Genomic DNA, 26929 nt, shown 5'->3' on the forward strand with positions numbered 1-26929 from the left:
GTGCGGGTGACGTCCAGGTGGCCGACGGCCGCACCGGTACGGTGAGCGGGTGGCAGACGCACTCGAGGACTTCTACGCGATCATCCCGGCCGGCGGCATCGGCTCCCGGCTGTGGCCGCTCTCCCGCGCCGACGCGCCCAAGTTCCTGCACGACCTGACCGGCTCCGGGGCCTCGCTCCTCCGCCAGACCTGGGACCGGCTCGCCCCGCTCGCCGGCGACCAGCGGATCATGGTCGTCACCGGCCGGGCGCACCGCGCAGCGGTCGAGGCGCAGCTGCCGGGCGTCGCGGACCACAACGTGGTGCTCGAGAGCGAGCCGAAGGACTCCACCGCGGCCATCGGCCTGGCGGCGGCGATCCTGCGCCGACGGGAGCCCGACGTCGTCATCGGGTCCTTCGCGGCGGACCACGTCATCGGGGACGCCCGCGGCTTCCGCCGCTCCGTGCGCGAAGCGGTGGCCGCCGCCCGCGCCGGGTACATCGCCACCATCGGCATCACCCCGACCGAGCCGGCGATCGGGTTCGGCTACATCCACGCCGACGGCGCCGCGCTCGAGGTCGAGGGCGCCGCGACCGTGCACGCCGTGCGGTCGTTCGTCGAGAAGCCCGACCTGGACACCGCCACCGCGTACCTGGAGGAGGGCAACTACCTCTGGAACGCCGGCATGTTCATCGCCCGCGCCGACGTGCTGCTGGCCGAGATCGGCCGGACGAAGCCCGAGCTGCTCGCGGGCATCGAGGAGCTCGCGGCCGCGTGGGACACCTCGTCCCGCGGGGCCGTCGTCGACGCCGTCTGGCCCGGGCTCGAGAAGATCGCGATCGACTACACCGTCGCCGAGCCGGCCGCGGCCGCCGGACGCATGGCGGTCGTGCCCGGCGACTTCGACTGGGACGACGTGGGCGACTTCGCGTCGCTCGCGAAGCTGCAGTCCGGCGGTCGGGCGAACAACCTCGCCGTGCTCGGCGACGGCGCACGCATCCTCGCGGACTCGTCGAGCGGCATCGTCGTCGCGCACAGCCAGCGGCTCATCTCGCTCATCGGGGTCGAGGACATCGTCGTCGTCGACACCCCGGACGCGCTGCTCGTCACGACGAGTGCGAACGCGCAGCGGGTCAAGGGTGTGGTGGACGCACTGAAGATCAGCGGTCGGGGGGACGTGCTGTAGCGCTCCACCACGGGATCCCTCCGGACCGCCCGGAGTGGGGGTGCGAGGGTGACGCCGCGTTACGGGCGCGTTTCGACGGGGTCGCGATCCCGTAACTGATCCCAGGAGTCCTCCAGGGGCGTTCTGTACCGGCTCGACGGTCGTGTACTGTCGCCACGATCGCCCGGAACAGCACGTGGTCCGGGCACCGCCCCCCGGAGGAACCAACCCGTGACATCTCGTACCCGTCAGGTCGTGCTCAGCGGCCTCGCGCTCGTCGGCACCATGGCCGTCCTGGCCGGCTGCTCGGCAGCCCCGTCCGACACCGCCTCGGCGAAGAAGACCGACTTCCGCCCCTGCATGGTCTCCGACGCCGGCGGCTTCGACGACAAGTCGTTCAACCAGCTCGGCTACGAGGGCATGGTCGACGCGGCGAAGGACCTCGGCGCCGACTACAACAAGGCCGAGTCCAAGGACGCCACGGTCTACGACTCGAACATCGAGCAGCTCGTCAACCAGAACTGCAACCTCATCGTCACGGTCGGCTTCAACCTCGCCGACGCCACGAAGAAGCAGGCCGCGGCGAACCCGGACACCGAGTTCGCGATCATCGACGACAGCTCGATCGACGCCAAGAACGTCAAGCCGATCACCTTCGACACCTCGCAGGCGGCGTTCCTCGCCGGCTACGCGGCCGCGTCGTACTCGAAGACCGGCGTCGTCGGCACCTTCGGCGGCATGCAGATCCCGACCGTCACGATCTTCATGGACGGCTTCGCGGACGGCGTCGCGTACTACAACGAGCAGAAGAAGAAGGACGTCAAGGTCGTCGGCTGGAACGTCGAGACCGGCAAGGGCTCCTTCACCGGTGGCTTCGAGGCGGGCACGCAGGCCAAGTCGGTCGCGCAGACGCTCCTCGACCAGGACGCCGACGTGATCCTGCCGGTCGGTGGCCCGATCTACCAGTCGGCTGCCGAGGCGATCAAGGACGCCAACAACGGCTCCGTCCTCATCGGTGCGGACAGCGACCTCTACGAGGCCGACCCCCGCTACAAGGACATCGCCTTCACCTCGGTGATGAAGGGCATGCGCCCGGCCGTCAAGGACGTCGTCGAGCAGGCGGCGGACGACAAGTTCTCGAAGGAGCCGTACGTCGGCACCCTCAAGAACGACGGCGTCGGCATCGCGCCGTTCCACGACTACGAGTCGAAGGTCGACTCGGGTCTGCAGGACGAGCTCGACACGATCAAGTCGGGCATCATCGACGGCTCGATCAAGGTCGAGACCCAGTCGAACAAGTAGTCGGGTGAACGCGGGCGGGGGATCGATCCTCCGCCCGCGTTTCCGCGCGTCCGCCCACGGGTGGCGTGCTGACCAACAGGAACGCAGTAGACACCATGAAGCTCGAACTCCGCGGCATCACGAAGCGGTTCGGCCCGCTCGTCGCCAACGACCACATCTCCCTCACCGTCGAACCCGGTGAGGTGCACTGTCTCCTCGGTGAGAACGGTGCGGGCAAGTCCACCCTGATGAACGTGCTCTACGGCCTGTACCAGGCGGACGAGGGCGAGATCCTGCTCGACGACGTCGTGCAGGACTTCGACGGTCCCGGCGACGCCATGCGCTCGGGCATCGGCATGGTGCACCAGCACTTCATGCTCGTGCCGGTGTTCACCGTCGCCGAGAACGTCATGCTCGGCCAGGAGCAGACCACGTTCGGCGGTCGGCTCGACCTGGCGGGTGCCCGGCAGCGCGTCCGCGACATCAGCGACCGCTTCGGGTTCGACGTCGACCCCGACGCCCGGGTCGAGGACCTGCCCGTCGGCGTGCAGCAGCGCGTCGAGATCATCAAGGCGCTCTCGCGGGACGCGAAGGTCCTCGTCTTCGACGAGCCGACCGCCGTCCTCACGCCGCAGGAGACCGACGAGCTGATGGGCATCATGCGCCAGCTCCGGGCGGCCGGCACCGCCATCGTGTTCATCACGCACAAGCTCCGCGAGGTGCGCGAGGTCGCCGACCGCATCACCGTCATCCGCCTCGGCAAGGTCGTGGGCGAGGCGTCCCCGACCGCCACGAACAACGAGCTCGCCGCGCTCATGGTCGGGCGTGCGGTCTCGCTCGTCGTCGACAAGGCGCCGGCGTCCGGGGGCGAGGACGCCCTCGTGGTCGACGGCGTCACCGTGACCGACGCCTCGGGTGTCGTGCTCGTGGACGACGTCTCGTTCTCCGTCCGACGCGGCGAGATCCTCGCCATCGCCGGGGTGCAGGGCAACGGCCAGACCGAGCTCACCGAGGCGATCATCGGGCTCGAGCCCGTGCACGCCGGGCGGATCACGCTCGACGGCCGGGAACTCACCGGTCGCACCGTCAAGCAGGTGCTCGACGCCGGCGTCGGCTTCGTGCCCGAGGACCGCAAGGAGGACGGGCTGGTCGGCGAGTTCACCATCGCCGAGAACCTCATGCTCGACCGCGCCGACCACGACGAGTTCGTCCGCGCCGGCACCATCCGGGCCGCCGAGCGCGACGCGTTCGCCGACGAGAAGATCGCGGAGTTCGACATCCGCACGCCGTCCCGCACCACCGCGGCCGGCCGGCTGTCCGGCGGCAACCAGCAGAAGATCGTCCTCGCCCGCGAGCTGAGCCGCGAGCTGCGGCTGTTCGTCGCGGCGCAGCCGACGCGCGGCATCGACGTCGGGTCGATCGAGTTCGTGCACAAGCGCATCGTCGCCACCCGCGACACCGGCGTCCCGGTCATCGTCGTCTCCACGGAGCTCGACGAGGTCGTGGCGCTCGCCGACCGGATCGCGGTCATGTACCGCGGCGGCATCGTCGGCATCGTCCCCGCGGACACCCCGCGCGACGTCCTCGGCCTGATGATGGCCGGGGAGATCCCAGAAGGAACGGAGCTGGCAGCGTGAGCACCCCCACGCCAGACGACGCACGGCCGGCGACCCCGGTCGAGGCGTCCACCGACGACCGCCTGCAGGACGTCGAGGGCACCCCGCACCTCATGACGGACTCGGCGGAGGACACCGAGCGCCGCGCCGGCGGCGGTGACCGCTGGAGCACCGCGCTGCAGAGCATCGTCAACGGGTCCGTGCTCGTCACGGTCCTCGCCGTCGTGCTCGCGCTCGTCGCCTGCGGCATCCTCATCGCCGTCACCGACGAGAACGTCCGCGCCGCGGCCGGCTACTTCTTCGCCCGTCCCGCCGACACCTTCCGGGCGGTCGGGACGGCCGTGGGCGGCGCCTACTCCTCGCTGTTCCAGGGTTCGGTCGTCAACTTCGGTGCGGCCTCGTTCGCGCAGGCGATCGCCCCGATCACGCGCTCGGTCGACTACGCCGTGCCGCTGATCGCCGCCGGTCTCGGCATCGCGCTGTCGTTCCGCGCCGGCCTGTTCAACATCGGCGGCCAGGGCCAGATCCTCGTCGGCGCCGCTGCGGCCGGCTGGGTCGGGTTCTCGTTCGACGGTCCCGCCGTGGTCCACATCCCCCTCACCGTCGCCGCGGGCATCGTCGGCGGCGCGGTCTGGGGCGGCATCGTCGGACTCCTCAAGGCCCGCACCGGTGCCAACGAGGTCGTCCTGACGATCATGCTCAACTACGTCGCGCTGTACCTGGTGAGCTACCTGCTCCGCACCCCGGGGCTGCTGCAGGCACCGGGCAGCTCGAACCCGATCTCGCCCGCGACGAAGGAGAGCGCAGTCTTCCCGGCGCTGTTCGGGCCGCGCTTCGGGATCGACCTCGGCTTCGTCGTGGCCCTCCTCGCGGTCGTCGTCGTGTGGTGGCTCGTCAACAAGTCGTCGCTCGGCTTCCGCTTCCGCACCATCGGTGAGAACCCGCGTGCGGCCCGCGTCGCCGGCATGAGCGTGCCCGCGCTGACGATCTGGGTGATGGTCATCTCCGGCGCGCTCGTCGGCATCGCCGGCGCGTACCAGGTCCAGGGTGCCGTCACGTCCGGCTTCACCTCGGGCATCGACGCCGGCATCGGCTTCGACGCCATCACGGTGGCGCTGCTCGGCCGCTCCAAGCCGTGGGGCGTCTTCTGGGCGGCGATCCTGTTCGGTGTCCTGAAGAACGGCGGCTACGCCATGCAGGCCGCGAACGACATCCCGATCGACATCGTCGGCGTCATCCAGGCCCTCATCGTCCTCTTCATCGCCGCTCCGCCCCTCGTCCGCGCGATCTTCCGGATCCCGCAGCCGGGCGCCCGACGCCCCGCCCGTGGCGCGAAGAACCCCCGGAAGGCGGTCGCCGCATGAGCACCATCAGCCCCACCGCGGCACCCGCACCCGCGCTCTCCGACCGTCCGGTCGAGACCACCCGCAGCTGGAAGGCGCCGATCGGCTTCGCCGTCTTCACGGTCCTCGCCGTGCTGTTCTTCGGCGTCCTGCACCGCTCCGGCGACACCACGTTCCGGCTCGCGAACGGCGGCGACTTCTTCGCGCTGCCGAACGTGCTCCTGCCGGCGACCGGCACGGGCATCGTCGTCATCGTCCTGCTCGCCCTCGTCACGGTGTACGCCGTCGTCGAGGTCCGCGGCTCGCGCCGGGTCCCGCTCTGGGTCACCGCGGTCTTCGCGGTCCTCTTCGTCATCGGCTTCCTGACATGGTCGGCGGCGGGGGACACCATCCCCGTGCCCGGCCTGCTCGTCGGTGCGCTCGGCCTGAGCGTCCCGCTCGTGTTCGGCGCCCTCGGCGGCGTCATCTCCGAGCGGGTCGGCGTCGTGAACATCGCCATCGAGGGCCAGTTCCTCGCCGGCGCCTTCACGTCGGCGATGATCGCCTCGCTCACCGGCTCCGCGTGGGTCGGCCTCGTCGGTGCGCTCATCGCCGGTGTCCTGGTGTCGTTCGTCCTCGCGGCGTTCAGCATCAAGTACCTGGTCGACCAGGTGATCGTCGGTGTCGTCATCAACGCGTTCATCTCCGGCCTCACCGGCTTCCTGTACTCGCAGGTGCTGTCGCCGAACGAGCAGACGCTCAACATCGGCATCCGCTTCCCGAAGATCGAGATCCCGCTGCTGCACCAGATCCCGGTCATCGGCCCGGTCTTCTTCGAGCAGACCGTCGTGGTCTACCTGGCGTACGTCGCGGTCGCGGTCGTCACCTTCGCGCTGTTCAAGACCCGCTGGGGCCTCCGCCTCCGCGCGGTCGGCGAGCACCCGCAGGCGGCGGACACGGTCGGCATCAACGTCGCCCGCACGCGCTTCTGGAACGTCTCGCTCGCCGGCGCGATCGCCGGTCTGGGCGGTGCGTACTTCACGCTCGACGCGGTCGGACCGTTCACGAAGGACATGACCGCGGGGGCGGGCTACATCGCCCTCGCCGCCGTGATCTTCGGTCGGTGGGACCCGATCCGCGCGACGCTCGCGGCACTGCTGTTCGGCTTCGCGTCGAACCTGCAGAACATCCTCGGCGCGATCGACTCGCCCGTGCCGAGCGAGTTCCTGCTCATGCTGCCGTACGTGGTGACGATCTTCGCGGTCGCCGGCCTGGTCGGACAGTCGCGCGGACCGGCTGCCACCGGCAAGCCGTACATCAAGAGCTGACGGACGGGAGGCACGGCACATGACCGACACGGACCACACGGGTGACCAGGGGGTCACCACCGACCCCGCGACCGGCGAGCCGGTCTGGACGGACCCGGCCACGACCCTCCAGGCCGACACCGGGTCCGATGTCGACACGAGCGTCGACGTCGACTGGACCGCCCTGCGGGAGGCCGCGACCGCCGCGATGCGGCGGGCGTACGCGCCGTACTCGTCGTTCCCGGTGGGCGCCGCGGCGCTCACCGACGACGGCCGGATCGTCTCCGGCTGCAACGTCGAGAACGCGTCCTACGGCGTCACCCTGTGCGCCGAGTGCTCGCTCGTCTCGCAGCTGCACATGACCGGCGGCGGCAGGCTCGTCGCGTTCACGTGCGTGGACGGCGACGGCGCGACGCTCATGCCGTGCGGACGCTGCCGACAGCTCCTCTTCGAGCACTCGACCGAGGGCATGCTGCTCGAGACGGTCTCGGGCATCCGCACCATCGACGAGGTCCTGCCCGACGCGTTCGGGCCGCGGACCCTCGCCACCTACCAGCAGGAGCACTGATCACATGGCCGTCGAGCCGTTCGACACCGTCGACCTCATCCGCACGAAGCGTTCCGGCGACGCGCTGAGCACGCCCGAGATCGACTGGCTGGTCGACGCCTACACGCGCGGCTACGTCGAGGACCCGCAGATGGCGGCCCTCGCGATGGCGATCTTCCTCAACGGCATGGAGCGCCGGGAGATCAAGGACCTCACGCTGGCGATGATCGCGTCGGGGGAGCGGATGTCGTTCGGCTCGCTCGGCAAGACGACCGTGGACAAGCACTCCACCGGCGGCGTCGGCGACAAGATCACGCTGCCGCTGGCGCCCCTCGTGGCGTCGTTCGGCGTCGCGGTGCCGCAGCTCTCCGGGCGGGGGCTCGGGCACACCGGTGGCACGCTCGACAAGCTCGAGTCGGTCCCCGGCTGGCAGGCGGCGATCTCGAACGACCGCATGATGGACGTGCTCCGCGACGTCGGCGCGGTCATCTGCGCGGCGGGCTCCGGTCTGGCTCCCGCCGACAAGAAGCTCTACGCGCTCCGCGACACCACCGGCACCGTCGAGTGCATCCCGCTCATCGCGTCGAGCATCATGTCGAAGAAGATCGCGGAGGGCACGGGCGCGCTCGTGCTCGACGTGAAGTTCGGCTCCGGCGCGTTCATGCCGACGTACGAGGCATCGCGGGAGCTCGCGCAGACCATGGTCGACCTCGGGAACGACGCCGGGGTCGCGACCTCGGCGCTGCTGACCGACATGGAGGTCCCGCTCGGGCTGACGATCGGCAACGCGCTCGAGGTGCGCGAGTCGGTGTCGGTCCTCGAAGGCGGTGGTCCGGCCGACGTCGTCGAGCTGACGGTCGCGCTGGCCACCGAGATGCTCACGCTCGCCGGGCTGCCGGACGCCGACCCGGCGGCCGCACTCGCCGACGGCCGTGCGATGGACACCTGGCGGCGGATGATCGAGGCGCAGGGCGGCGACGCCTCCGCCGCGCTCCCGGTCGCCCGCGAGCAGCACGTCGTCACCGCGACGGAGTCCGGGGTGCTCGTGCAGCAGGACGCCCTGCCGTTCGGCATCGCCGCGTGGCGACTGGGCGCCGGTCGGGCCCGGGCGCAGGACCCCGTGCAGGCGGGGGCGGGCATCGAGCTGCACGTCAAGCCGGGCGACACCGTCACCGCCGGGCAGCCGCTCTGGACGCTGCACACCGACGAGGCCGACCGCTTCGACCGCGCGCTCGCATCGCTCGAGGGTGCGTGGGCGATCGGGACGTCGGCCGAGCCCCGAGGACCGATCGTGCGCGAGCGCATCGCGTCCTGACCACGTCCGGAGGCTTCCCGCACCGCTGTGGGAAGCCTCCAGTGCGTGTCGGCCGCTGTTGTCCACAGGTACCTGCACGGAGTCGGTGACCACCGATAGCCTGGACCGCATGAGCGCCGACGCCCCGACCCACCGCCTGCCCGACGCCGGGGCGGTCATCGACGACCTGCCGAAGGTCTCGCTGCACGACCACCTCGACGGCGGCCTCCGGCCCGCGACGATCGTGGAGCTCGCCGCAGAGGCCGGCATCGACCTGCCGACCACGGACCCCGAGGCACTCGGGCAGTGGTTCGCCGACCAGGCGGACTCGGGTTCGCTCGTCGAGTACCTGAAGACGTTCGACGTCACCACCTCGGTGATGCAGACCGCCCCGCAGCTGCACCGCGTCGCGAAGGAGTTCGTCGAGGACCTCGTCGCCGACGGCGTCGTGTACGGCGAGATCCGCTGGGCGCCCGAGCAGCACCTGCGCGGTGGACTGACCCTCGACGAGACGGTGGAAGCCGTGCAGGCCGGCATCGCCGAGGCCGTCGACGCGGCCGGCGGCTCGATCCGCATCGGGCAGCTCGTCACCGCGATGCGGCACGCCGACCGGTCCCTCGAGATCGCCGAGCTCGCCGTCCGCCACCGCGACCGCGGCGTCGTCGGCTTCGACATCGCGGGGGCCGAGGCCGGCTTCCCGCCTGCGAACCACCGGGCCGCCTTCGACTACCTGGCGTCCGAGCTCTTCCCGACGACCGTCCACGCCGGCGAGGCCGACGGCCTGGCCTCGATCCGCTCGGCACTCGTCGACGGCCGGGCGCTCCGCCTCGGCCACGGCGTGCGGATCTTCGAGGACGTCACGCTGTCCGACGCCGGGGACGGGTCGACCCTCGCCGCCCTCGGCGAGGTCGCCTCGTGGGTGCGCGACCGGGAGATCCCGCTCGAGGTCGCGCCGTCCTCGAACCTGCAGACCGGCGCGATCGCGGCGTGGGGCGACGACCTCGCCGACCACCCGTTCGACGTGCTGTACCAGCTCGGCTTCCGCGTCACGGTGAACACCGACAACCGCCTGATGAGCCGGACGTCGCTCTCCCGCGAACTCGCCCTGCTCGCCGGCACCTTCGGGTACGACCTCGACGACCTCGCAGCGTTCCAGATCAACGCCGCACTCGGCTCGTTCCTGCCGCTCGAGGACCGCGAGGAGATCATCGCGACCATCACGGCCGGGCACCAGGAGGCGTAGTCCGATGTCCCTCCCGCCGCTGCCGGACGACGCGGTCGTGCTCGGGGCCGACGCCTCCTCGTGGCGCGAGGCGCTCGGGCTCGTCGGTGCGGCACTCGTGCGCTCCGGGGCCGCGACGCCGCCGTACACGGACGCCATGGTCGAGCTCGTCGAGGAGCACGGCCCGTACATCGTGATCTCGCCCGGGCTGGCCTTCGCGCACGCCCGGCCGGGGCCCGCGGTGCTGCGGGACGGCCTGGCGGTCGTGACCCTGCGCGGACCGGTGTCGTTCGGGCACCCGCACAACGACCCCGTGTCGGTCGTGCTGGGGCTGGCGGTGGCGGAGGTCGGCACGCACCTCGAGTCGATCGGCGCGATCGCGAACACGTTCAACGACGACACCGTCACCGGGCGCCTCGCAGCGGCGTCCTCGGCGGACGAGGTCCGGACGATCCTGGGGGCACCGGCGTGAAGATCGTGACCATCTGCGGCGCGGGTATCGGCTCGAGCGGCATCCTCAAGGTGAACGCCGAGAAGGCCCTCGGTGCGCTCGGGCTGTCGGCGTCGGTCGTCGCGGCGGACGTGGGGTCCGTGCGCGCCGTCGCCGAGGACGCGAACGTGATCCTCACGAGCGCGGAGTTCGTCGAGGCGATCGGGGACACCTACGCCGAGGTCATCGTGATCCGGAACCACTTCGACCAGGGCGAGATCACCGCGGCCGTGGACCGGGCGCTCGGGGAACACTGACGGCTGTCCACAGGGCCGCGTGGTCGGCTCTCCGCTCGACGCTCGCGCCCTAGGATCGGGGCATGAGCACGGAGAACCCGCTGAACGACCCCGCCGCCGACCCGTTCGAGGTCGCCCGCGACGCCGCCGCCGTCATCGCCGACCGGTCCGGCATCGAGCGGCACGACATCGCCCTCACCCTCGGGTCCGGGTGGGGCAAGGCTGCCGACATCATCGGCGAGACCGTGTCCGAGATCCCCGCGGCCGAGGTCCCCGGCTTCAGCGCCTCCGCCGTGCCCGGGCACTCCGGCACGGTGCGCTCGATCCGCCTCGAGGACGGCCGTCACGCGCTCGTCATCGGTGCCCGCACTCACTACTACGAGAACCACGGCGTCCGCCGCGTCGTGCACAGCGTCCGCACCGCCGCCGCCACGGGGGCGTCGATCATGGTGCTGACGAACGGGGCCGGCGGCATCAAGGAGACCTGGACGCCCGGCACCCCGGTGCTCATCAGCGACCACATCAACCTCACCGCGGACAGCCCGCTCGAGGGCGCCACGTTCGTCGACCTGACCGACCTGTACTCGTCGCGGCTGCGCGAGGTCGCGCGGTCGATCGACCCGAGCCTCGACGAGGGCGTCTACACGCAGTTCCGCGGCCCCCACTACGAGACCCCGGCCGAGGTCCAGATGGCGAAGGCCATCGGCGGGCACATCGTCGGCATGTCGACCGCGCTCGAGGCCATCGCCGCCCGCCAGGCCGGGATGGAGGTCCTCGGCTTCTCCCTCATCACGAACCTCGCCGCGGGCATCCAGAAGACGCCGCTGTCGCACACCGAGGTCCTCGAGGCCGGCAAGCAGGCCGAGCCGGTCATCGCCGACCTCCTCGCCCGCGTGGTGGCGGCGCTGTGACCCGGTACGACGGCCCCTCCGACGGCGCCATCGCGGACGGTGACCTCGGCGAGGGTGCCGAACCCCTCGACGGTCTGGAGGCGCTCCTCGCCACCGCCAGGTCGTGGTCGTCCCAGGACCCGGACGACGAGACCCGCGCCGAGCTCGACGCGCTCGTCGCGTCCGCCGCGTCCGGGGACGCCGCAGCGGCGGACTCCCTGCGCGAGCGCTTCTCCGGCCGCCTGACCTTCGGTACCGCGGGTCTCCGCGCCGAGCTCGGAGCCGGGCCGCAGCGGATGAACCGCGTCGTCGTGACGCAGGCCGCCGCCGGCCTGGCGCGCTTCCTGATCGACACCGGGCGCGACCGGAGCGTCGTGATCGGGTACGACGGCCGCGTGAACTCCGACGTGTTCGCCCGCGACTCCGCCGAGGTGATGCGCGGCCTCGGGCTCGAGGTCACGCTGCTGCCGTCGGCGCTGCCCACACCGGTGCTCGCGTTCGCCGTCCGGCACCTCGGGGTCGGCGCGGGCGTGATGGTCACCGCCAGCCACAACCCGCCGCGGGACAACGGCTACAAGGTGTACCTCGGCGGTGAGGACGACGGTTCCCAGATCGTGCCGCCGGTCGACGGCGAGATCGCCGCGGCGATCGACGCCGTCGCCGCCGGTGACGTGCGCGAGCTCGCCCGGGCTACCGACTACACGGTGGCGGGCGACGCCCTGGTGCAGGCCTACGTCGCCGCGACCGCCGCGACGGTGCCGGCCCCGAGCCTCCCGGTCGACGCCCAGCCGACGGTCGTCTACACGGCGATGCACGGTGTCGGGTGGGAGACCGCCCGCGCGGTGTTCGCGGCGGCGGGCTTCGCCGAGCCGGCCGTCGTGCCGGAGCAGATCGAGCCGGACGGGGCGTTCCCGACGGTGTCGTTCCCGAACCCGGAGGAGCCGGGCGCGATGGACCTGGCCATCGCCCGGGGCGTCGCCGTCGGTGCCGACCTGGTCATCGCCAACGACCCCGATGCCGACCGTCTCGCGCTCGCGATCCCGGACGGCTCCGGATCGTTCCGACGGCTGTCCGGCAACGAGGTGGGCTGGCTGCTCGGGTGGCGCGCGGCCGCCCGCGCCGAGGAGGCCGGCACCGGCGGGACCCTGGCCGCGTCGATCGTCTCCTCGCCGGCGCTCGCCCGCGTCGCCGAGCACCACGGCCTGGCCTACCGGGACACCCTGACCGGCTTCAAGTGGGTGTCGCGCGTCCCCGACCTGGTCTTCGGCTACGAGGAGGCGCTCGGCTACCTGGTCGACCCCGCGGTCGTCCGCGACAAGGACGGGATCTCGGCTGCGCTCGCGCTGCTCGACCTCGCCGTGTCGCTCGCCGCCGCGGGGAAGACCATCGCCGACGAGCTCGACGCGTTCGCGGTGCGGTTCGGGGCGTTCGCGTCCGGGCAGGTCGCCACGCGTGTCGACGACCTGTCGCGGATCGGCGAGGTCATGGCGGCCCTGCGCGCGTCCGCGCCGACGACGCTCGGTGGCCGGACGGTGTCGCAGGTGACCGACTACGCCGACGGCGTCGAGGGCTTCCCGCCCTCCGACATCCTGCGCTACGACCTCGACGGCGGTGCGCGGGTCATCGTGCGCCCGAGCGGGACCGAGCCCAAGGTGAAGGTCTACATCGACACCGTGGCGCAGTCGCCGGCCGAGGCGCAGGCGCTCGTCGACGCCCTCGCCGCCGACGTCCGCCCGCTGGTGTCCTAGCCCGCCGGCGCCGCCGCCGCGCGCCGCCGCCGCCGCGCGCCGCGCGCCGCCGCCGCCACCGCGCTGTCGAACCACGGATCCGACATCGAACCACGCCCTGCGCCTGGTTCGATGTCGGATTCGTGGTTCGTCACTCGTCGTCACGGCGCTGTGGAACGGGGGCGTCCTCCACGCCGCGGCCGTCGAGCACGGTCGGGGAGCCCGACGATCGGCATCCTGACGAGATGACCGTTCCGAACGTCGTCCGAGAGCACCCGGACCCAGCCGCGGCACGCCGCCAGCAGCGCATGGTCGAGCGTGGGGCGCTGGTCGTGATCGGCTACGGGGCGTTCGCCGTCCAGGCCGAGTGGGACGTGGCGACCGAGTGGGAGCGACACATCGCTCGGACGAGGGCAGCGCACGAGCGAGCACCCGGAACCGCGGTGTCCCACGCATCCGCGGTCGTGCTCCACCGCCTGCCGTGGATCCTGCCCGTGCCCGACCGGGTGACGCTGACCGATCCCCGCCGGACGACGACGCAGCGGACCCGGCACGTCGACAAGGTGCCGGGTGCCGGCCGTCGGGTGCGCACCGCGGTCGTCGACGGACTGGTCGTCACCGACGTCCCCGAGACGGCGATCGACGTCCTCCTGCGGTACGACCGTGGCCGTGGGCTGGCGGTCGCGGACGCGGGCGTCCGTCGGGGCGTGGAGCAGTCGGACCTCCAGGAGATGCTCACGCAACGGCTCCCGGTCCGCGCGCACCGACGTGCTCGACAGGTGCTCGGGCTCGCGTCCGGGCTGTCCGAGTCGGCGGGGGAGAGCGTCACGCACCTGGTCATGCACGACGTCGGCTGCCCACCGCCCGTCCAGCAGCAGGTGTTCCAGGACGCTTCGGGTCTGATCGGCCGGGTCGACTTCTGGCTGCCTGACCAGGGCCTCGTCGTCGAGTTCGACGGGCTCGCGAAGTACCGCGATCCCGGCCTGCGCGACGGGCGTTCCGCGGACGAGATCGTCATCGCGGAGAAGCTCCGCGAGGACCGCCTCCGAGCGCTCCCGGAGGTGCGCGGCGTCATCCGCCCGGTCTGGCATGACGTCGTCCCGGGAGGACGCTTCCCCGCGATGCTGGCCGATGCCGGCGTCCCGGTGCGTCGTGGGCTCCGCGTGACGCCCGAGTGGTGAGCGCGACGAACCACGAAAGCGACCTCGAACCAGGGGTGGGCCGTGGTTCGACGTCGCTTTCGTGGTTCGAAGCGGGGGTGCCCCTACGCGAGCTCGAGCAGCACGTGGCCGGACGAGACCGTCTGGCCGACGGGGGCGTTCAGCCCCGTGACGACGCCGTCGCGCGGGGCCTGCACGGGCTGCTCCATCTTCATGGCCTCGAGGACGACGAGCAGGTCACCCTTCACCACGGTGTCACCCTCGGCGACCGCCGTCTTCACGACCGTGGCCTGCATCGGGGACGTCACGGAGCCGGACGACACCAGACCGCCCTTCACTCCGGACGACCGGCGCTTCGGGGGAGCGGACGGGCCCGCGGGACGACGGCCGGCGGCACCGGCGGCGCCACCGCCGACGATCGACGGCATGGTGACCTCGATGCGCTTGCCCTGGACCTCGACGACGACGCTCTCGCGTGCGACGGGAGCCGGGAGCTCCTCGGGGGAACCGCTCCAGGCGGGGATGTCGTTCTGGAAGTCGGTCTCGATCCACTGCGTGTACACGCTGAAGGGCGTCGCGTCGTCCGTGGCGAAGGCCGGGTCGGACACGACGGCGCGGTGGAAGGGCAGCACGGTCGGCAGGCCGGTGACCTCGAACTCGGCGAGCGCACGACGCGAGCGCTCCAGGGCCTCCTCGCGGGTGGCCCCGGTGACGATCAGCTTCGCGAGCATCGAGTCGAACGAGCCGGACACGACGTCGCCGGACACGACGCCCGAGTCGACGCGGACGCCGGGGCCGGACGGGGCGCTGAACGCATGGACGGGGCCGGGTGCCGGGAAGAAGTTGCGGCCCGGGTCCTCGCCGTTGATGCGGAACTCGAACGAGTGGCCGCGGGGGGCGGGGTCCTCGTAGTCGAGCGTGCCGCCCTCGGCGATGCGGAACTGTTCGCGGACCAGGTCGATCCCGGTGACCTCCTCGGACACGCAGTGCTCGACCTGCAGGCGGGTGTTCACCTCGAGGAACGACACGGTCCCGTCGGCGCCGATGAGGAACTCGCAGGTGCCGGCACCGACGTAGCCGACCTCGCGGAGGATCGCCTTCGACGACTCGTACAGCCGCGTCTCCTGCTCGGACGTCAGGTACGGCGCCGGTGCCTCCTCGACGAGCTTCTGGTGCCGGCGCTGCAGCGAGCAGTCCCGCGTGGAGACGATGACGACGTTGCCGTGCTCGTCCGCCAGGCACTGCGTCTCGACGTGCCGCGGCTTGTCGAGGTACTTCTCGACGAAGCACTCGCCGCGACCGAAGGCGGCGATGGCCTCGCGGGTCGCCGACTCGAAGAGCTCCTCGACCGACTCGCGGGACCGCACGACCTTCAGCCCTCGACCGCCACCACCGAAGGCGGCCTTGATCGCGACGGGCAGCCCGACCTGGTCGACGAAGTCGAACACCTCGGACACGTCCTGCACGGGTTCGATGGTGCCGGGGGCCAGCGGCGCGCCGACCTTCTCGGCGACGTGCCGGGCGGAGACCTTGTCCCCGAGGCGCTCGATCGACTCCGGCGACGGGCCGATCCACGTGAGCCCGGCGTCGATGACGGCGCGCGCGAAGTCGGCGTTCTCGGCGAGGAACCCGTAGCCCGGGTGCACGGCGTCGGCGCCGGAGCGGCGGGCCACCGAGATGATCTTGTCGATGACGAGGTAGGTGTCGGCGCTCGTGGTGCCGTTCAGCGCGTAGGCCTCGTCCGCCAGGCGGGCGTGGAGCGCGTCACGGTCCTGGTCGGCGTAGACGGCGACCGATGCCTTGCCTGCGTCGCGGGCCGCGCGGATGATGCGGACGGCGATCTCGCCGCGGTTCGCGATGAGGACCTTGCTGATACGGGGCATGATGAGTCAGCCTATTCGTGCCACGGCAGCCGGAATTGACCGGCACGTACAAAGAACGACGTCGATCGAGTGTGGATGGCTACAGCGACCAGAGGTCGTGCCACGCGACGCCGAACCCGCGGAGCAGCATCGACCGGAGCACGGGCAGCGACAGGCCGACGACGGCCGAGGGTGCTCCGTCGATCCGGGTGATGTAGGCGGCCGCCCGGCCGTCGATGGTGAAGGCCCCGGCGACCTCGAGCGGCTCGCCCGTCGCGACGTACGCGTCGATCTCCTCGGGGCCCATGTCGTCGGCGAACGTGAGCACCGCACTGTCGACCGCGACGACGTGGTCGCCGGCGGCGACCAGCGTCGACCCGCCGGGCGCGACGTCCCCCAGGTGGCCGGCCACGCCGAGCGCCCCGCCGCCCGACGGGTCCACCTGTCGGACGGGAGGCACGGTGCCGGCCCGCCCCGCGCCTCCCCCCACCGGCACGGCCGGACCGCCGCTGGCGCGTCGCTCCGGGACCGGCGGCGTGGGCCCAGTCCGTCCGGTGGTCGCGTCGCCGGCCCGGCGCCGGTCCACGACGCAGTGCCCGCTCCACAGCGTGCCGCCGCCCGCAGCGAGCATCTGCCGCCACCGGTCGCGGGCGATGTCCGGGTCGTGGGGCTTGCCGTACAGCACGCCGTCGACCTCGAACGCGGAGTCGCCGCCGAACACGAAGCCGTCGACGGGGGAGCCGGCGATCCGGGCGTCCGCGACGGCGTCCGCCTTGGCGATCGCGAGCAGCCCGACCAGCTCCGGTCCGGTCAGGTCGCGCCCGAGCGCGGCGGACGCGGCGGCCACCGCGGCGTCCTCGTCGACCCCCGGCGCGACGAGCACGGGTTCGATGCCGGTCTGCGCGAGGAGCGCACGGCGGGCGGGGGACGTACTCGCGAGGTACAGACGCATGGGAACATCGAACCATGGGTGAATCCGTCGGCACGCTGCTCGAACTCGACGTCACCGCGATCGCCCACGGCGGCATCTCGGTGGCACGGCACGAGGGGCGCGTGGTCTTCGTCTCGGACGCGGTGCCGGGGGAGCGCGTCGTCGCCCGGGTGACGGAGGACCGCAAGAAGTCGTTCTGGCGCGCCGACACCGTGTCCGTCGTGACGCCGAGCGAGCACCGCGTCGATCACGTCTGGCCCGAGGCGGCCCTCGACCGCGATCCCGCCGTGCGCGCCGGCGGCGCCGAGTTCGGGCACGTCGCCCTGCCGCACCAGCGCACGCTCAAGCACGACGTCCTGGTCGACGCGTTCTCGCGGTTCGCCCGGACCGACCTCGCCGAGGTGCTCGGGCACGACGTCACGGTCGAGTCGGCCCCCGGCGACGACGAGGCCAACGGCCTCGGGTGGCGCACGCGTGTCCGTCTGCACGTCGACGAGGACGGCACCGCCGGGCCCTTCGCCGCCCGGTCGCACACGATCGTGCCGGTGACCTCCCTGCCCCTCGCCGCCCAGCGCGTGCAGGACGCCGCGCCGCTGGCCCGCGGAGCGATGCCGGGCGCCTCGGTCGTCGACGTCCTCGCCCCGAGCGGTGCCGAGGGCGCCCGACTCGTGATCGACGAGCAGAAGCCCACCGTCGTGACCGAGGTCGTGGGGGACCGCTCCTTCACCGTCGACGACACCGGCTTCTGGCAGGTGCACCGGCAGGCGCCGGCCGTGCTCACCGCGGCCGTGCAGGACCTGGTCGACCGGGACCGGCTCGACCCCGAGGGGCAGCACCTCGACCTCTACGGCGGCGTCGGGCTCCTCGCGGCGGCGCTCGGGGACGTCGTCGGTCCGAAGGCCCGGATCACGAGCGTCGAGAGCGCCGCGCGCGCCACCGAGCACGCGCAGGAGAACCTGGCCGAGTGGATCGGCGCCCGTGCCGAGACGGGCCGCGTGGACCGCTGGCTCGCCCGGACCGCGGCGGATGCCTCCCGACCGGAACTGCAGCGCTTCCGCGCCGGCACCGTCGTGCTCGACCCGCCCCGCTCGGGAGCCGGTCGCGAGGTCGTCGTGCAGATCGCGGCCCTCCAGCCGGCGCAGGTCGTCTACGTCGCCTGCGACCCCGTCGCCCTCGCCCGCGACGTCGCGACCTTCGCGGACCTCGGCTACCGACTCGAGGCGCTGCGGGCCTTCGACCTCTTCCCGCACACCCACCACCTGGAGGCCGTCGCGCGGCTCGTGCCGATCGCCTGAGCCGCGCGGGCCCGACCCGGTGTGCCGCGGTGTGCAGGAACACCGTCGGGGCCGCCGACACGGGTATCCTCAGACGATGATCGCTCCCGGCGACAGGGGCCGGGCGTGCATCGGAACGAGAGGCCACCGTGGCAGCAGACACGAACACCAGCAGCGGAGCGACCGGACTGGCCACCAGGCCCGTCCGCGTCGCCGTCGTCGACGACCACGAGTCCGTGCGGCTCGGCATCCAGGCGGCGTGCCAGAACGAGGGGTTCGAGGTGGTGCTCACCGCCGCGAGCGTGCCCGAGTACGTCGCGAACCTCGGCGGACGTGAGGTCGACGTCGTCGTGCTCGACCTGTCGCTCGGCGACGGCTCGACCGTGACCGCGAACGTCAAGGGCGTGCAGGGGACCGGATCGGCGGTCCTCGTGCACTCCATCGCCGACCGGGTCGCCAGCGTGCGCGAGGCCCTGGCCGCAGGGGCGGCCGGCGTCATCCCGAAGTCCTCGGCGACGAAGACGGTGATGGCCGCCGTCGCCACCGTCGCCCGCGGGGACGTCCTCAACAACCTCGAGTGGGCGAGCGCGATCGACGCCGACCGCGACTTCGCGAAGGCGCAGCTCGGACGGCGTGAGCGCGAGATCCTGCACCTCTACGCGTCCGGCCTGCCGCTCAAGCTCGCCGCGCAGCAGCTCGGCATCGGCTACTCGACGGCCCGGGAGTACCTCGACCGCATCCGCGTGAAGTACGTGGAGGTCGGGCGTCCGGCGCCGACGAAGGTCGACCTGCTCCGTCGTGCCGTCGAGGACGGGATCCTCCCGGGCCTCGACTCGGGCATCGACCCCGACACCGACGGCCGCTGACGACCGTGGCCACCACGGCCGAGCCGGCGAGGTCCCGGCGCACCGACCGCACCGCACCGGGCGACACCGCCACCCGCGCCGCCGCGGCACCGTCCGTCGACGTCGGTCTCGGCGCGGCGACCGGGGCGTCGTCGACGCCGGCACCGTTCGGGGCCGACCCGACGCGGGGGCTGCGGTCCGCCATCACCCAGGCGTCGGTCGAGCGGCTCTTCTCGGTGCTCCTGGCTCTGACCGCCATCGGGTTCGGCGCGCTGTACGTGCCGAACGTCGTCGGGCAGTTCCCGAACCTCGACCAGGTCTGGGGTCCGGTGTCGGCGGCGGCACTCGGTGCCTCGTTCCTGTTCGTCGGGGCGACGGCGTTCGTGCAGCGGTTGGCGCAGGTCGCCCAGATCAGCTGTGCCCTGCTGTTCCTCGTCGTGCTCGTCACGTGGCCGCTCACCGTGCACCAGGCGATCCCCGCCGATCAGGTCCCGTGGCCGTGGTGGTTCTGCACGGTCGGCTCGACCGCGGCCGCGCTCGGCTTCGCGCCCTGGCGCGCCACGGTCTACACCGCGCTCGTGCCCGCCGTCTACGTGGCGATCCGCCTGACGCCGCTCGGGGGCGAAGCGGGACTGCCCGCCGTGCTCCAGGGCGTCTTCACCGCGTTCCTCAGCGGGGCGGTGCTCGTCATCGCCGTGCTGCTGCGTCGCGCGGCGGCCGCGGTGGACACGGCGCAGGCGACGGCGGTCCGGCGGTACTCGGCGGCCATCCGCGAGCACGCGACCGAGGTCGAGCGCGTGCAGGTGGACGCGATCGTGCACGACAGCGTGCTCACGACCCTGCTCTCCGCGGCGCGGGCGGACACACCCGAGGCCCGGGCGCTCGCGGCGCGGATGGCCCGGAACGCGATCGACCACCTCGCCGCCGCCGCCACCGACCAGCCCGGCGAGGCCCCGCCGGTCCGGGTCCACGAACTGCGGGACCGGATCGCGGAGGCCGTCGACGGGCTCGCCGCACCGGTCCGGCTGATCGACGGGCACGACGGCGGACTGCGGGTGCCGGCCATCGTCGCGGAGGCCCTCGCCGCCGCCGCGGTCCAGGCCTCGGTGAACAGCGTCCAGCACGCCGGGGGACCGCAGGTCGACCGCTGGGTGAGCGTCGACCAGCGCGGCAGCGCGGTGCGCGTCGAGATCGGTGACGACGGCGCTGGCTTCGACCTGGGCGCCGTCCCGGCAGCCCGGCTCGGCGTCCGGCGGTCGATCGTCGAGCGTGTGCAGGCCGTCGGCGGGACCGCCGTGGTCGCGAGCAACCCCGGCGCGGGGACGCGCATCCGGCTCGAGTGGACCCCGGAGGTGCCGGCGTGAGGGTCTCGCTGCCCGCGCGGGTCGCGATCGGACTCGCCGCGCTGTTCTCGGTGTACCAGCTCGTGCTCGGCTTCGCCTCGTTCACGACGGTGACCGACGTCTCGCCCGTCGTGGCGTGCATGGCCCTCTACGCCGTGGCGAGCGCCGTCGTCCTCTTCGCCCCGGGGCGGGCGCTGCCGGTCTGGGCGGCGTGCTTCGCGCTCGCCACGGCGCTGGTGCTGCCGGTGATCGCCGCCCCCGTCGCCGACCTCGCGCACAAGAACGACTCGACGACCTGGTGGGTCGCCGCCGTCGGCACGCTCATGGTCGTGCTCGTCGTGCGGGGCCGCCGCGCGTTCGCGTGGGTGGGCGTGGCCTTCCTGACGCTCTACGTCGTGCTGTGGGCGGGGCCGGGGGCGTTCGCCGACCTCGGGGTCGCCGGCAGCGTCGCGTGGGTGGCGATCGCCACGTGGTTCGCCGTCGCGATGAGCCGGGCGACCACGGCGACCACCGAGTTCCTCCGCGCCGAGCAGGAGACCGCCGACTGGCAGGCCGCGCAGGACGCCCACGTGTTCGAACGGCAGCTCCGCCTGAGCCAGACGACCCGGATGGCGCTGCCGATGCTGCAGCAGGTCATCGCGCAGGGTGGCGACCTGACGGAGGCGGAGCGCGCGGAGAGCCTGCACCTCGAGCAGGCGATCCGCGACGAGATCCGCGGGCGCTCGCTGCTCTCCGACGACGTCCGCGACGAGGTCATGCGCCTCCGACGACGGGGTGCCACCGTGCAGCTGCACGACGACGGCGGCCTCGACGAGCTCGAGGTGGAGGACCTGCGGCGCGTGCACGCCGAGATCGCCGAGGCGTTGCGTCGGGCCCGCGGGGCGGACAACGTGATCGTGCGCACCGTCGCCGAGGGCTCGGACGCGGCGGTCACCGTCGTGGGGCTGCGGCTCGACACGGCGGCGAGCGAGTCGGCGGCCCTCGGAGCGGGGCTGGACGACGAGGACGGGGACGAGGACGACTCCGTCGTGCTCTGGCTCGAGATCCCGCGGCACGCGACCGTCTGACCCGCGGCCTGACGGGCGACTGCGGCGCGACGGGCGACTGCGGCGCTGAGCGCGGCCGCCAGGCCCCGCGCGGTGGGGAGCGAGACCGGATCGAGGATGATGCCGCAAACGGGGAACGGGCCGGTTCCGAGGAACCGGCCCGTTCACGACCCGAGCCTGAGCGACAACCCGAATACCGCCCTGGCTCGTAGCTGGTCGATGGCGTCGTACCCTAGTCGGCCACCGACCGGTGATGTTCTTCGTTGAAGGACACCGAACACGAACTACTATGCCCGGTCCACACGGGCGTGTCAGTCGTCATTTCGGGGGACAAATCAGCCCGTTCCGGTGCCGTGCCCCGCGCGGTGTCCCCCGATCAGGGGGAGACGGACCGGGAAGTGCACGCTGCAACCCGTCGATCCGGTCGCGAGCGGTGCCCGCCCACGGGGTACATCGTCGCCCGGTTCCCCCCGGACGCGCAAGACCCCCGCCGGTGAACGGCGGGGGTCGGGTGCGCGGGCCGGTGCTGCCGGGGTGTCAGCGGATCGAGCGGCTCCAGGCGTCGTGCCCGTGCTCGAGCGGGCGGCGCAGGCCGCGCGCCGAGGCGTCCCAGCCGGCGCGGGGCGACACGGTCACCTCGGCACGCCCGGCGGCGGCGACCTCGTCGGCCCGGCGCTGCAGCACGGCGACGACGGCGGCGAGTTCCTCGGGGCTCGGGTCCCCGGCGACGACGGTCACGTCGGCCCCCGTCCCCACGAGAGCGTCGGTCGGCACCGGAGCGTCGGTCGGCACCGGAGCGTCGGTCGGCACCGGGGCGTCGGCGGGCACGGCCGCGGCGTGGCGCCCCATCAGGCGTCGCCTCCGGGGCCCTCGGCGCACTGCACGGCCGTCACAGCGGGATGTTCCCGTGCTTCTTCGGCGGCAGCGCGGCACGCTTGCCCCGCAGCGCCCGGAGCGCCTTGATGACCGCGACGCGCGTCGCGTGCGGCTGGATGATCCCGTCGAGCTCACCGCGCTCGGCCGCCAGGTACGGCGACGCGACGTTGTAGGTGTACTCGTTCGCCAGACGCGCGCGTACGGCGGCGACGTCCTCGCCGGCCTCCTCGGCGCGCTTGATCTCGGCGCGGTACAGGATGTTGACGGCGCCCTGCCCGCCCATGACCGCGATCTCGGCCGTGGGCCAGGCCAGGTTGATGTCGGCGCCGAGCTGCTTCGACCCCATCACGATGTACGCCCCGCCGTAGGCCTTGCGGGTGATCACCGTGACGAGCGGCACCGTCGCCTCGGCGTAGGCGTAGAGGAGCTTCGCCCCGCGGCGGATGACACCCGTCCACTCCTGGTCGGTGCCGGGCAGGTAGCCGGGCACGTCGACGAGGGTGAGGATCGGGATGCCGAAGGCGTCGCAGAACCGGACGAAGCGCGCTGCCTTCTCGCCGGCGTCGATGTTCAGCGTGCCGGCCATGGCCTGCGGCTGGTTGGCGATGATGCCGACCGTACGGCCCTCGACCCGGCCGAAGCCGACCATGATGTTCGGCGCGAAGAGCGGCTGGACCTCGAGGAACTCGCCGTCGTCCACGACGTGCTCGATGATCGTCGTGACGTCGTACGGCTGGTTCGTCGAGTCCGGGATGACGGTGTCGAGCTCGTGGTCGGCGTCGGTGGTCTCGAGCTCGGGCGCGACGTCGTAGGCGGGTGCGTCGGACAGGTTGTTGTCGGGCAGGAAGCCGACGAGCGAGCGGGCGTAGTCGAGCGCGTCGGACTCGTCCTCCGCCAGGTAGTGCGCGACCCCGGAGACGGCGTTGTGCGTCTGTGCACCGCCGAGCTCCTCGAAGCCGACGTCCTCGCCGGTCACGGTCTTGATGACGTCCGGTCCGGTGACGAACATGTGGCTCGTCTTGTCCACCATGATCACGAAGTCGGTCAGGGCGGGGGAGTAGACCGCACCGCCGGCGGCCGGGCCCATCACGATCGAGATCTGCGGGATGACACCAGACGCCTGGGTGTTGAGCCGGAAGATCTCGCCGTACTTGCCGAGGGCGACGACGCCCTCCTGGATGCGGGCACCACCGGAGTCGAGGATGCCGATGATCGGCACCCCGGTCTTCAGCGCGTGCTGCATCACCTTGACGATCTTCTCGCCGGCGACCTCGCCCAGGGACCCGCCGAAGACGGTGAAGTCCTGCGCGTAGACCGCGACGTTGCGGCCGTGGATCGTGCCGACGCCGGTCACGACCGCGTCGCCGTAGGGGCGCTTGGCGTCCATGCCGAACGACGTCGTGCGGTGGCGGACGAACTCGTCGAACTCGACGAACGAGTTCTCGTCGAGGAGCTGCTCGATGCGCTCGCGGGCGGTGCCCTTGCCCTTCGCGTGCTGCTTCGCGATGGCGGCCTCGCCCGCGGCGGTCACGGCCTCGTGGTACCGGTCGCGCAGGTCCGCGAGGCGACCGGCCGTGGTCGAGAGGTCGGGGGTGTCTCCTGTGGTCACCCGCTCACCCTACCGGCGGGCACGGACGGCCCCGGTTGGAGGACCCCCACGGTTCCTGCCCGTACATTTGCGTGCATGTCCACACCGGAGCAGGCCGACCTGCCGCGATCCCGTGCCGTCGTCGAGGCCGCGGGCGGGCGCTTCGACCGCCGCGACCGGACCGGTTCGACGAACGCCGACCTGCTCGCCGTCGCGCCGGCGCGGCCGCACGGCAGCGTCGTGGTGACCCTCGACCAGACCGCGGGTCGCGGGCGTCTCGACCGCACCTGGAGCGCCCCGGCCGGGCAGGCGCTCGCCGCGAGCGTCCTCGTCCGGGCCGACCTCGACGACCGCGACCGCGGCTGGCTGCCGCTCGTCGCCGGACTCGCGATGCGCGACGCGGTGACCGCGGTGCTGCCGGACACGACCGGGCCGGACCGCGCCTCCCGTCCGACCGACGACGCTGCAGGCGGCACGACGGAGCCGCGCGTGCTGGTGAAGTGGCCGAACGACGTCCTCGTCGACGGCCGCAAGGTCTCCGGCATCCTCTGCCAGGTCGCGTCGGACGGCAGCGTCGTCGTCGGGGCCGGCGTCAACCTGACCATCCCCGCCGACCGCCTGCCGACGCCGACCTCCACCTCGCTCGCGGTCGCGGGTGCCGTCGACGACGCACCCGCCCTGGCGGACGCGGTGCTGTCCGCCGCCACGTCGGCCGTCCTGGAGGCGGTGGCCGCCCTGGTCGCGGGCGGTCACGCCGCGCAGACGGTGCGGTCCCGCGTCCGGGCCGCCTGCGGCACGATCGGTCGCCGTGTCCGCCTGGAGCTGCCCGACGGCACGGTGGAGGAGGTCGACGCCACCGGCATCGACGACGACGGCCGCATCACGATCCGGGATCGGGACGGCCGGTCCGGGGGCGTCGCGGTGGGGGACCTCACCCACCTGCGGTATGCATGACGGCATGACCGCCGAGACGCCGCCCGAACGCGTCGTCGCGCGACTCCGGCCCCACGCCCGCCGGCTGGTCCGCCCGGCCGTCTTCGTCGTGCTCGTGGCACTCGCCGGGGGCTTCGGCTTCGGCGTCTTCCGGGCGCAGCTCGCCTGGCTCAACGTCGTCGTCGCCGGTCTGACCGTGCTGCTCGTGGTGCTCGGGGGACTCGTCCCGCTGCTGCGGTGGATGTCCGAGCGGTACGTCGTCACGACCCGGCGGCTCGTCGTGTCGCACGGTCTCGGCACCCGCACCCGCCGCGAGCTCCTGCACTCCCGCGGGTACGACGTGACGGTCCGGCGGCAGGGCATGCAGGGGGTGTGGCGCTCGGGCGACGTGCTCGTGTTCCCCGGCGACGAGCCGCCGCTCGTGCTCGCCGACGTGCCGCACGCCGACCTCGTGGTCGCGGTGCTGCACGACCTCGTCGAGGCGTACGAGGCCCGCCGCCGCCACCGCGAACCCGACTGGGACGAGATCGTCGGCGGTCCCGCGCGACCGCCGTGGGGTGACGACCGACGCTGACGTCCTCGACCGAGGATTGGGTTCGTCCCCCGCGAGCCGGTAGCGTCGTGCCGTGCGTATCTCCGTCATCGGCTGCGGGTACCTCGGTGCCGTGCACGCCGCTTCCATGGCCAAGCTCGGGCACGAGGTCGTCGCGGTCGACGTCGACCCCGCCAAGATCGAGCGTCTCGCGTCCGGCGACGCCCCGTTCTTCGAACCGGGACTGCCCGAGATCCTGACCGAGGCGCTCGCCTCCGGGCGCATCCGCTTCACCACGGACATGGCCGAGGTCGCCGGGTCCACGGTGCACTTCCTGGCCGTCGGGACCCCGCAGGGGCCGACCGGTGCCGCGGACCTCACGTACGTGGACGCCGCCGTCGCCGCGCTGACGCCGCACCTGTCCGCCGGTGAGTTCGTCGTCGGCAAGTCCACGGTGCCGGTGGGCACCGCCGCCCGGCTCGCCGCCGAGGTCGAGCAGGCCGTGCCGGGAGCGACGCTCGTCTGGAACCCCGAGTTCCTCCGCGAGGGCTTCGCCGTGCAGGACACCATCTCGCCCGACCGGTTCGTCTACGGCGTCCCCGAGGGCGAGTCCGGCGAGCGGGCCGTCGCCGCGCTCGACGAGGTCTACGCGCAGGCGCTCGCCGCGGGCACGCCCCGGCTCGTCGTGAACCTGCCCACCGCCGAGCTCGTGAAGATCAGCGCGAACGCGTTCCTCGCCACGAAGATCTCCTTCATCAACGCGATGGCGGAGATCGCCGAGGTCGCCGGAGCGGACGTCACGGCGCTCGCCGACGCCATCGGGCACGACGACCGCATCGGTCGCAAGTTCCTCAACGCCGGCCTCGGCTTCGGTGGCGGCTGCCTGCCGAAGGACATCCGTGCCTTCCAGGCCCGCGCCGACGAACTGGGCGTGGGCGAGTCCCTCGCGTTCCTGGCCGACGTCGACGCCACCAACCTCCGTCGTCGGGCGCACGTGGTGGACCTTGCGACCGAGCTGCTCGGCGGCTCGGCCTCGGGCAAGCGCGTGGCCGTGCTCGGCCTGGCGTTCAAGCCGAACTCCGACGACGTCCGCGACTCCCCGGCGCTCGACATCGCGGCGCGACTGCACGAGCTCGGCGCGTCCGTCGCCGCGTACGACCCCGAGGCGGTCGGCACGGCGCGGCGGCTGCACCCGGAGCTCGACTACGCGGAGTCGGCCACCGCGGCGCTGACCGGGGCGGACCTCGTGCTGGTGCTCACCGAGTGGACGGCGTTCCGCGAGCTCGACCCGACCGAGGCGGCGTCGCTCGTGGCGGTCCCGGTCGTCGTCGACGGGCGCAACTGCCTCGACCGCGATGCCTGGACGGCCGCCGGCTTCACCTACCGCGGCATGGGGCGCTGAGCGCTCCCGCACCCCGACGCGCCGACGGCCGGTGACCACCCACGTGGTCGCCGGCCGTCGG

Annotated in this window: 24 protein-coding genes; 20 read left to right on the forward strand and 4 right to left on the reverse strand. The window is 72.7% G+C overall.

Annotation, left to right across the window (positions count from 1 at the left end; all coding sequences use genetic code 11):
- The first annotated feature begins 49 nt into the window (after positions 1 to 49).
- The 13 genes from Cus16_RS08625 to Cus16_RS08685 all read left to right on the forward strand — a co-directional run bounded on the left by Cus16_RS08625 (position 50) and on the right by Cus16_RS08685 (position 14257).
- Positions 50 to 1165 carry a mannose-1-phosphate guanylyltransferase gene (locus Cus16_RS08625; protein ID WP_069712217.1) on the forward strand — a complete coding sequence of 372 codons (1116 nt, stop codon included), beginning with the start codon at positions 50 to 52 and terminating at the stop codon, positions 1163 to 1165.
- 210 nt (positions 1166 to 1375) lie between these two features.
- Positions 1376 to 2446: a BMP family protein gene (locus Cus16_RS08630; protein WP_069712218.1), complete on the forward strand. Its 1071-nt coding sequence runs from the start codon at positions 1376 to 1378 to the stop codon at positions 2444 to 2446.
- A 95-nt stretch (positions 2447 to 2541) separates the two neighbouring features.
- Positions 2542 to 4062, forward strand: coding sequence for an ABC transporter ATP-binding protein (locus Cus16_RS08635; protein WP_069712219.1), 1521 nt, complete (start codon positions 2542 to 2544; stop codon positions 4060 to 4062).
- Positions 4059 to 5405 carry an ABC transporter permease gene (locus tag Cus16_RS08640; RefSeq protein ID WP_069712220.1) on the forward strand — a complete coding sequence of 449 codons (1347 nt, stop codon included), beginning with the start codon at positions 4059 to 4061 and terminating at the stop codon, positions 5403 to 5405. Before Cus16_RS08635 ends, Cus16_RS08640 begins: the two co-directional genes overlap by 4 nt.
- On the forward strand, positions 5402 to 6691 hold the full coding sequence (locus Cus16_RS08645; protein WP_069712221.1) for an ABC transporter permease: 1290 nt from the start codon (positions 5402 to 5404) through the stop codon (positions 6689 to 6691). Before Cus16_RS08640 ends, Cus16_RS08645 begins: the two co-directional genes overlap by 4 nt.
- Before the next feature lie 19 nt (positions 6692 to 6710).
- Positions 6711 to 7238, forward strand: a complete 528-nt coding sequence (locus tag Cus16_RS08650) for a cytidine deaminase (RefSeq protein WP_083263833.1) — start codon at positions 6711 to 6713, stop codon at positions 7236 to 7238.
- Between the two features lie 4 nt (positions 7239 to 7242).
- Positions 7243 to 8532 carry a thymidine phosphorylase gene (locus Cus16_RS08655; protein WP_069712222.1) on the forward strand — a complete coding sequence of 430 codons (1290 nt, stop codon included), beginning with the start codon at positions 7243 to 7245 and terminating at the stop codon, positions 8530 to 8532.
- Positions 8533 to 8641: 109 nt separating this feature from the next.
- Positions 8642 to 9754 (forward strand): adenosine deaminase, encoded by a 1113-nt coding sequence (locus Cus16_RS08660; protein WP_069712223.1) that lies wholly within the window; start codon positions 8642 to 8644, stop codon positions 9752 to 9754.
- Positions 9755 to 9758: 4 nt separating this feature from the next.
- Positions 9759 to 10205, forward strand: coding sequence for a PTS sugar transporter subunit IIA (locus Cus16_RS08665; protein ID WP_069712224.1), 447 nt, complete (start codon positions 9759 to 9761; stop codon positions 10203 to 10205).
- Positions 10202 to 10480, forward strand: a complete 279-nt coding sequence (locus Cus16_RS08670; RefSeq protein WP_069712225.1) for a PTS sugar transporter subunit IIB — start codon at positions 10202 to 10204, stop codon at positions 10478 to 10480. The genes Cus16_RS08665 and Cus16_RS08670 overlap by 4 nt, the downstream gene beginning before the upstream one ends.
- A 62-nt stretch (positions 10481 to 10542) precedes the next feature.
- Positions 10543 to 11370, forward strand: a complete 828-nt coding sequence (locus tag Cus16_RS08675; RefSeq protein WP_069712226.1) for a purine-nucleoside phosphorylase — start codon at positions 10543 to 10545, stop codon at positions 11368 to 11370.
- A 74-nt stretch (positions 11371 to 11444) separates the two neighbouring features.
- A complete protein-coding gene (locus Cus16_RS08680) occupies positions 11445 to 13097 on the forward strand; it encodes a phospho-sugar mutase (RefSeq protein WP_069712350.1) in 1653 nt (550 codons plus the stop codon).
- Between the two features lie 224 nt (positions 13098 to 13321).
- Entirely contained in the window at positions 13322 to 14257 is a 936-nt protein-coding gene (locus Cus16_RS08685) for a hypothetical protein (protein ID WP_069712227.1), read from the forward strand.
- Positions 14258 to 14340: 83 nt separating this feature from the next.
- Here the strand turns inward: Cus16_RS08685 and Cus16_RS08690 are convergent, their stop codons facing one another.
- Both Cus16_RS08690 and Cus16_RS08695 read right to left on the reverse strand, forming a co-directional pair.
- A complete protein-coding gene (locus Cus16_RS08690; RefSeq protein ID WP_069712228.1) occupies positions 14341 to 16119 on the reverse strand; it encodes an acetyl/propionyl/methylcrotonyl-CoA carboxylase subunit alpha in 1779 nt (592 codons plus the stop codon).
- Positions 16120 to 16198: 79 nt separating this feature from the next.
- Positions 16199 to 17050, reverse strand: coding sequence for a Maf family protein (locus tag Cus16_RS08695; RefSeq protein ID WP_069712229.1), 852 nt, complete (start codon positions 17048 to 17050; stop codon positions 16199 to 16201).
- 14 nt (positions 17051 to 17064) lie between these two features.
- Between Cus16_RS08695 and Cus16_RS08700 the strand changes: the two genes are divergently transcribed.
- The 4 genes from Cus16_RS08700 (at position 17065) to Cus16_RS08715 (ending at position 21558) form a co-directional block, all read left to right on the forward strand.
- Positions 17065 to 18324, forward strand: a complete 1260-nt coding sequence (locus tag Cus16_RS08700; RefSeq protein ID WP_069712230.1) for a class I SAM-dependent RNA methyltransferase — start codon at positions 17065 to 17067, stop codon at positions 18322 to 18324.
- A gap of 128 nt (positions 18325 to 18452) precedes the next feature.
- A complete protein-coding gene (locus Cus16_RS08705) occupies positions 18453 to 19169 on the forward strand; it encodes a response regulator transcription factor (protein ID WP_069712231.1) in 717 nt (238 codons plus the stop codon).
- A 5-nt stretch (positions 19170 to 19174) separates the two neighbouring features.
- Complete coding sequence (locus Cus16_RS08710; protein WP_083263834.1) at positions 19175 to 20512, forward strand: sensor histidine kinase; 1338 nt, start codon at positions 19175 to 19177, stop codon at positions 20510 to 20512.
- Positions 20509 to 21558, forward strand: a complete 1050-nt coding sequence (locus Cus16_RS08715) for a hypothetical protein (protein WP_069712351.1) — start codon at positions 20509 to 20511, stop codon at positions 21556 to 21558. The genes Cus16_RS08710 and Cus16_RS08715 overlap by 4 nt, the downstream gene beginning before the upstream one ends.
- Positions 21559 to 22074: 516 nt before the next feature.
- Here Cus16_RS08715 and Cus16_RS08720 read toward each other — a convergent pair.
- Both Cus16_RS08720 and Cus16_RS08725 read right to left on the reverse strand, forming a co-directional pair.
- Complete coding sequence (locus tag Cus16_RS08720; protein WP_083263836.1) at positions 22075 to 22386, reverse strand: acyl-CoA carboxylase subunit epsilon; 312 nt, start codon at positions 22384 to 22386, stop codon at positions 22075 to 22077.
- 40 nt (positions 22387 to 22426) lie between these two features.
- Positions 22427 to 24022, reverse strand: coding sequence for an acyl-CoA carboxylase subunit beta (locus tag Cus16_RS08725; protein ID WP_069712232.1), 1596 nt, complete (start codon positions 24020 to 24022; stop codon positions 22427 to 22429).
- Positions 24023 to 24097: 75 nt separating this feature from the next.
- On the opposite strand from Cus16_RS08725, the gene Cus16_RS08730 reads away from it, so the two are divergent.
- The 3 genes from Cus16_RS08730 to Cus16_RS08740 are packed head-to-tail and all read left to right on the forward strand — an operon-like array spanning position 24098 to position 26868.
- Positions 24098 to 24955 carry a biotin--[acetyl-CoA-carboxylase] ligase gene (locus tag Cus16_RS08730; RefSeq protein ID WP_083263837.1) on the forward strand — a complete coding sequence of 286 codons (858 nt, stop codon included), beginning with the start codon at positions 24098 to 24100 and terminating at the stop codon, positions 24953 to 24955.
- 4 nt (positions 24956 to 24959) lie between these two features.
- Positions 24960 to 25508 (forward strand): PH domain-containing protein, encoded by a 549-nt coding sequence (locus tag Cus16_RS08735; RefSeq protein WP_069712233.1) that lies wholly within the window; start codon positions 24960 to 24962, stop codon positions 25506 to 25508.
- Between the two features lie 52 nt (positions 25509 to 25560).
- Positions 25561 to 26868, forward strand: a complete 1308-nt coding sequence (locus tag Cus16_RS08740; RefSeq protein ID WP_069712234.1) for a UDP-glucose dehydrogenase family protein — start codon at positions 25561 to 25563, stop codon at positions 26866 to 26868.
- Positions 26869 to 26929 lie beyond the last annotated feature (61 nt).

Origin of the sequence: Curtobacterium sp. ER1/6, assembly GCF_001742745.1 — a bacterium.
Taxonomy (GTDB): Bacteria; Actinomycetota; Actinomycetes; order Actinomycetales; family Microbacteriaceae; genus Curtobacterium; species Curtobacterium citri.

What these genes read in the sequence shown, in the direction of transcription:
- Cus16_RS08635 (WP_069712219.1), top strand. Translation starts at nt 2,542, where the DNA reads ATGAAGCTCGAACTCCGCGGCATCACGAAGCGGTTCGGCCCGCTCGTC.
- Cus16_RS08645 (WP_069712221.1), top strand. Translation starts at nt 5,402, where the DNA reads ATGAGCACCATCAGCCCCACCGCGGCACCCGCACCCGCGCTCTCCGAC.
- Cus16_RS08650 (WP_083263833.1), top strand. Translation starts at nt 6,711, where the DNA reads ATGACCGACACGGACCACACGGGTGACCAGGGGGTCACCACCGACCCC.
- Cus16_RS08655 (WP_069712222.1), top strand. Translation starts at nt 7,243, where the DNA reads ATGGCCGTCGAGCCGTTCGACACCGTCGACCTCATCCGCACGAAGCGT.
- Cus16_RS08660 (WP_069712223.1), top strand. Translation starts at nt 8,642, where the DNA reads ATGAGCGCCGACGCCCCGACCCACCGCCTGCCCGACGCCGGGGCGGTC.
- Cus16_RS08665 (WP_069712224.1), top strand. Translation starts at nt 9,759, where the DNA reads ATGTCCCTCCCGCCGCTGCCGGACGACGCGGTCGTGCTCGGGGCCGAC.
- Cus16_RS08675 (WP_069712226.1), top strand. Translation starts at nt 10,543, where the DNA reads ATGAGCACGGAGAACCCGCTGAACGACCCCGCCGCCGACCCGTTCGAG.
- Cus16_RS08685 (WP_069712227.1), top strand. Translation starts at nt 13,322, where the DNA reads ATGACCGTTCCGAACGTCGTCCGAGAGCACCCGGACCCAGCCGCGGCA.
- Cus16_RS08690 (WP_069712228.1), bottom strand. Translation starts at nt 16,119, where the DNA reads ATGCCCCGTATCAGCAAGGTCCTCATCGCGAACCGCGGCGAGATCGCC.
- Cus16_RS08695 (WP_069712229.1), bottom strand. Translation starts at nt 17,050, where the DNA reads ATGCGTCTGTACCTCGCGAGTACGTCCCCCGCCCGCCGTGCGCTCCTC.
- Cus16_RS08700 (WP_069712230.1), top strand. Translation starts at nt 17,065, where the DNA reads ATGGGTGAATCCGTCGGCACGCTGCTCGAACTCGACGTCACCGCGATC.
- Cus16_RS08720 (WP_083263836.1), bottom strand. Translation starts at nt 22,386, where the DNA reads ATGGGGCGCCACGCCGCGGCCGTGCCCGCCGACGCCCCGGTGCCGACC.
- Cus16_RS08730 (WP_083263837.1), top strand. Translation starts at nt 24,098, where the DNA reads ATGTCCACACCGGAGCAGGCCGACCTGCCGCGATCCCGTGCCGTCGTC.
- Cus16_RS08735 (WP_069712233.1), top strand. Translation starts at nt 24,960, where the DNA reads ATGACCGCCGAGACGCCGCCCGAACGCGTCGTCGCGCGACTCCGGCCC.